This window comes from Acidithiobacillus sp., from assembly GCF_027322205.1.
Classification (GTDB): Bacteria; Pseudomonadota; Gammaproteobacteria; order Acidithiobacillales; family Acidithiobacillaceae; genus Acidithiobacillus.
The window spans coordinates 1-5,280 of record NZ_DAHVHY010000097.1; the positions used below are offsets into that span (position 1 = coordinate 1).

Sequence of the window (5,280 nt, forward strand, 5' to 3'; positions counted from 1 at the left end):
GGCCGTACTGATCGCGACGGCCGCCACTATTGGCCGCCTGAACCCCAACGCTCCCCTCAATACGGTGCATCAGCTTTCAGAGGCTATTATTCCTTATCTCGGCGACACCTGGGGACGCATCGTGTTTTCCGTGGGTATCCTCGGGGCGGGCATGGTGGCGGCCATTGTCGCTTCCCTTGCCGGGGCCTGGGGTTGGGGGGAGGTCACCGGCTTCCGCCACTCGCTGGAACATCACCCCAAAGATGCGCCCTGGTTTTACGGGATTTACACTGCCATCATCGTGGCTGGCGCCGTGACGGTGATCACCATTCCTGATCTCGTCAGCCTCGACATTGGCGTGGAGGTGATGAATGCACTGCTTCTGCCTATGGTACTGGGCTTTCTGGTCGCCCTGTCCATCAAGGCGCTGCCTGCCGAACACCGCTTGCGCGGCCCTTATCTCTGGCTGGTGCTGTTTGTGGTAATCTTGGCGGGCGGGTTGGGGGTTTATGGAGGGGTGACCAGTATTCCGGGATTGTGAAAGGAAACCGGGAGCGCTTACAAAAACTTGCAGAGATGCGGGGCTGTGCTATATCTAAGCAAACGGTGTTTCACCCCGACCACAGGTCCCACAGGAGTTTTGCATGTCTATTTTTAAGCACGCCGCCAATATTCTGGAGGCCAGAGTTAACAAACTGCTCAGCCGGGCCGAAGACCCCGCAGCAACCCTGGACCTCTCCTACGAGAAGATGCTGGCCAGCCTGCAGGAAGCCAAACACCACCTTGCCGATGTGGTCACCGAGCGGATATCCCTGGAAAACCAGATCGCGCAGGCGCAAAAGCTAGCCGCCAGGGCGGAAGAGGATGCCCGCATGGCCCTCAACGCCAACCGTGAAGACCTGGCGCGCAGCGCACTGGCAGAAAAACAGGCCGAAGCACAGAAAATTACCGCTCTGCAAGAAGCCCACGACACTGTCGCCGCCCAGGCACAGAAGCTCATGGATTATGAACACGCCCTCCAGGAACGTATCGAACAGTTCCGCACCCAGAAAGAAGTGATGAAAAGCCAGATGGCGGCGGCGCAGGCGCAAGTGAAAGTTACCGAATCCCTCACCGGGTTGGGTCACGGCCTGGATGACGCCGGGGATGCGTTGCGCCGGGTGCAGGATCGCACCGCGCACGAGCAGGCCAAGGCTCAGGCCATGGATGGCCTGTTGGAGTCCGGGGTCATCAACGATCCTTTAGACCACCGCACGCAGACGGATCGGGAAATGGACAAACTTCGCGCCACCAGCGGCGTCGACGACGATCTCGCCCGCCTCAAGGCCGAACTGGCGGCGAAACAGGATTGAGAGGACACGTTCATGTCAGGCCTTGGCGGGATAAGACACTGTTCACCAGACCACCGCCCATCCAACTATGGGATTCCGGTTGGGAGCGCCTTGATCATATTAGCCGCTGTCGTCTGGAACATCACCGCTATCCCCGTTGCCTCCGGAGACCCCATTTATCGATGGGTTTCGCCGAGTGGGGTGGTGAGCTACGGGGACCAACCGCCTCGCGGCGCACATCGGGTTCAGGCACTTCCCCCGATACCTCCTGCTCCACCGCCAGCGGCGATTGCGCCAACAAAATCCGGCTCGACTGCCAAAGAGGAAACCCTGTCAGCGGCGTCCAAGGCACAGGCGGCCATTGCCCGATTGAATCTGCTGGCTGCTATCAACAACTATCAGAGCAGTTTAGAGTCCGCGCGCATTCCGCCGCCACGGAGTGCCTATATACCGGGGTTTATCGGTTATGGCCCGCACCGCTTTCGCGAAAGACGCCCGCAACGTTACCGCCGACCGGTGCATCCTCCGTCACGGCAGCCGTCCATGGTGCTGCTACCACCCCCAGCACCACCCTCCGCCTACTCTTCGCCGGTGCTTATACCATAAGTGAGGCTGACACGCTCACCATGTTCATTCAGGATATTATTGCCATGTTTCCATAAATAATAGATTACAATAACCCCCATAGGAATCAGCAGGCTGGCAATAAAAGAAACGAAAAAAGTGATCACTTTTAAGCGTCGTCCCCAACCGGTGCGGGCGGTAATTATAGCGAGAACAACGTTTCTTATTTCTTTGCCATCGGAGTTCTCTATGCCCATTATAAGCCCCTGCCATTCAAAGACTGATTATATTCATCTGTAGCAATTGTAGCAATAGCGCACTGTCGAAGCTGCAATAGGCACTCGCCAGCAGGGCCTTTATAGGCTATAAAGTGGACAAAGCTTGGCCGCCGCAGACCATAAATAACCATGCAAAACCCTTTCTTTGAAAAACCCATCCTCAATTCCCCTTATGGGTATCCGCAGCGTCATTGGGAGCTGGATGAACAGGGACAGCCGACCCAGCGCATCATCGACAATCGTCGCAAGGCGGAATTCATCAGCCCCATTCCCCGGCCACGCAAGCAAAAAGGGGCCGGTCGGCAGGCAGCGCTGGTGCTCGACCAAGGGCAGGGGCTCTCGACCGAGGAACAGCAGTACAACATCACCGCGCTCATCAACGGTGTGCGTGCCGAAGTAGACCAGTGGCGCGGCATCCCCAACCCCGCAGACTGGCGGGTAACCCCGGAGACGGCACGGCTGCTGCAACACTGGCGGCACCACGCTTTCAGCAGTATTCGCCCCTTCTTCTGCCAGATCGAAGCGGTGGAAACCGCCATCTGGCTGACTGAAGTCGCGCCGCAGATGGGGAAATCCGCGCAGACCTACATCGATCACCTGCGTAACGTTAGTCACGATGCCAACCCGGACCTGCTGCGTCTGGCGCTCAAGCTGGCCACCGGAGCGGGCAAGACCACGGTGATGGCCATGCTCATTGCCTGGCAGACCGTCAACGCAGTGCGGCACCCCAACAGCAAGAAATTCACGCGGGGCTTTTTGATCGTAGCGCCCGGCATCACCATCAAAGATCGTCTGCGCGTGCTGCAACCCAACGATCCCGACAGCTACTACGCCAGCCGCGAACTGGTGCCCGGCGATATGCTGGCTGATCTGGAACGCGCCCGCATCGTTATCACCAACTACCATGCCTTCAAGCTGCGCGAGCGGCTGGAACTCTCCAAGGGCGGTCGCCGCCTGCTCCAGGGGCAGGGCGGTGAGGCGCTGAACACGCTGGAGACGGAAGGCCAGATGCTCCAGCGCGTCATGCCCGAGCTCATGGGCCTGAAAAACATTATCGCCATCAATGACGAGGCCCACCACTGCTACCGCGAGAAACCCGGTGCGACGGACGACGATCTCAAAGGCGACGAGAAAAAGGAGGCCGAAGAGAACAGCGCCGCCGCCCGCTTGTGGATATCGGGGCTGGAAGCGGTGCAGCGCAAGCTCGGGCTGGCGCGGGTGTTTGATCTCTCCGCCACGCCCTTTTTCCTGAGCGGCTCGGGCTATGTCGAGGGTACACTCTTCCCCTGGACCATGAGCGACTTCTCGCTGATGGACGCCATCGAATGCGGCATCGTCAAGCTGCCGCGAGTGCCGGTGGCGGACAATATCCCCGGCGGCGAGATGCCCATGTTCCGCAACCTCTGGGAACATATCCGCGGCCAGATGCCCAAGCCTGGGCGCGGCAAAGGCAATCCCATAGACCCACTGTCTATGCCGACACCTCTGCAGACCGCTCTGGATGCGCTATATGGTCATTACGACAAGACCTTCAAGCTCTGGGAGGAGGCGAACATTGCCGTACCGCCCTGCTTCATCATCGTCTGCAATAATACTGCGACATCCAAGCTGGTTTATGACTACATCGCTGGTTTTCTGCAAGTCCAGCAAGACGGCTCCACTAAGTTGGTGGACGGACGCCTGCCTCTGTTTCGCAATTATGACGAGCATGGCAACGCGCTGGGCCGCCCGCGTACCCTGCTTATCGACAGTGAACAACTGGAATCCGGCGATGCGCTGGATGACAAATTCCGCGTCATGGCTGCTGATGAAATCGAGCGTTTTCGTCGCGAGATGGTGGAGCGCAGCGGCGATCTGCAATCTGGTCAGAACATCAGCGATCAGGAGCTGTTGCGCGAGGCGATGAACACCGTCGGCAAGCCGGGCCGACTGGGCGATTCCGTCCGCTGCGTGGTTTCCGTGTCCATGCTGACCGAGGGCTGGGATGCTAACACCGTCACCCATGTGCTGGGGGTGCGCGCCTTCGGCACCCAGTTGCTCTGCGAACAGGTCATCGGCCGCGCTTTGCGGCGCCAGTCCTACGATCTGAATGAGGAAGGGCTGTTCAACGTCGAGTATGCCGATGTGCTGGGCATTCCCTTCGATTTCACCGCCAAGCCGGTGGTGGCGCCACCGCAGCCACCCCGCGAAACCATTCACGTCAAAGCCGTGCGACCCGAACGTGATGCCCTGGAAATCCGCTTTCCACGGGTGCAGGGTTACCGCGTCGAGTTACCAGAAACGCCGCTCGCAGCGCGCTTCGATGCCGACTCGGTCCTGGAGCTCACGCCCGATTTGGTCGGCGCCACCGAGACCCGCAACTCTGGCATCATCGGCGAAACGGTGGACCTCAACCTCGTCCATACCGGCGACGTGCGCCCCTTGCAGGTAGTCTACGAACTGACCTCCTACCTGCTGCTCAACGAGTTCCGCGACAAAGACGGTGCGCCGAAACTCTACCTCTTCGGCCAGCTCAAGCGTATTGCCCGGCAATGGCTCGATGGTTATTTGACCTGCAAGGGCGGCACTTACCCGGCGCAACTCAAATACAAGATGCTGGCCGATATGGCCGCCAGCCGCATCATCACCGCTATCAATCGCGCCATGCTCACGGACCATTCCGAAGCGGCGCAGCGCCATATTCACGTCGTCCTGGACCCCTACAACCCCAGCGGCAGCACCGCCCACGTCAACTTCAACACCTCCAAGACCGAACGCTGGGACACCAGCGGCCCGCCGCCCAAGTGTCCGCTCAACTGGGTCATACTCGATAGCGACTGGGAAGGGGAGTTCTGCCGTGTGGTGGAAGCCCACCCCCGCGTGCGCGCCTACGTGAAAAACCATAACCTCGGCTTTGAAGTGCCTTACCGCTACGGCTCTGAATCCCGCATCTACCGTCCCGACTTCATCGTCCGCGTGGACGACGGCCATGGCGATAATGATCTGTTGAATCTCATCGTCGAGATCAAGGGCTATCGTGGCGAAGACGCCAAGGACAAAAAAGCCACCATGGACACCTACTGGGTGCCCGGCGTGAACAACCTCGGGAGAAATAGTAAAGATACTTACATGCCTGCAAATGAATTTCA

At 59.1% G+C, this 5,280-nt stretch carries 5 protein-coding genes; 4 read left to right on the forward strand and 1 reads right to left on the reverse strand.

Translation table 11 applies throughout. The features are described 5' to 3' along the window. From M7F93_RS10940 to M7F93_RS11995, 3 genes are all read left to right on the forward strand, one after another. Positions 1–520 (forward strand): divalent metal cation transporter (locus M7F93_RS10940; protein ID WP_298173302.1); only part of this gene is annotated, 520 nt, incomplete at its 5' end. A gap of 103 nt (positions 521–623) precedes the next feature. Then, positions 624–1,331: a PspA/IM30 family protein gene (locus M7F93_RS10945; RefSeq protein WP_298173305.1), complete on the forward strand. Its 708-nt coding sequence runs from the start codon at positions 624–626 to the stop codon at positions 1,329–1,331. 12 nt (positions 1,332–1,343) lie between these two features. Continuing rightward, complete coding sequence (locus tag M7F93_RS11995; protein WP_366144773.1) at positions 1,344–1,916, forward strand: DUF4124 domain-containing protein; 573 nt, start codon at positions 1,344–1,346, stop codon at positions 1,914–1,916. Here M7F93_RS11995 and M7F93_RS10950 read toward each other — a convergent pair. Continuing rightward, positions 1,889–2,131 carry a hypothetical protein gene (locus tag M7F93_RS10950; protein ID WP_298173308.1) on the reverse strand — a complete coding sequence of 81 codons (243 nt, stop codon included), beginning with the start codon at positions 2,129–2,131 and terminating at the stop codon, positions 1,889–1,891. The two genes, M7F93_RS11995 and M7F93_RS10950, sit on opposite strands and share 28 nt — an antisense overlap. 150 nt (positions 2,132–2,281) lie before the next feature. Between M7F93_RS10950 and M7F93_RS10955 the strand changes: the two genes are divergently transcribed. Then, on the forward strand, positions 2,282–5,280 hold a 2,999-nt coding region (locus M7F93_RS10955), incomplete at its 3' end, for a BPTD_3080 family restriction endonuclease (RefSeq protein WP_298173311.1).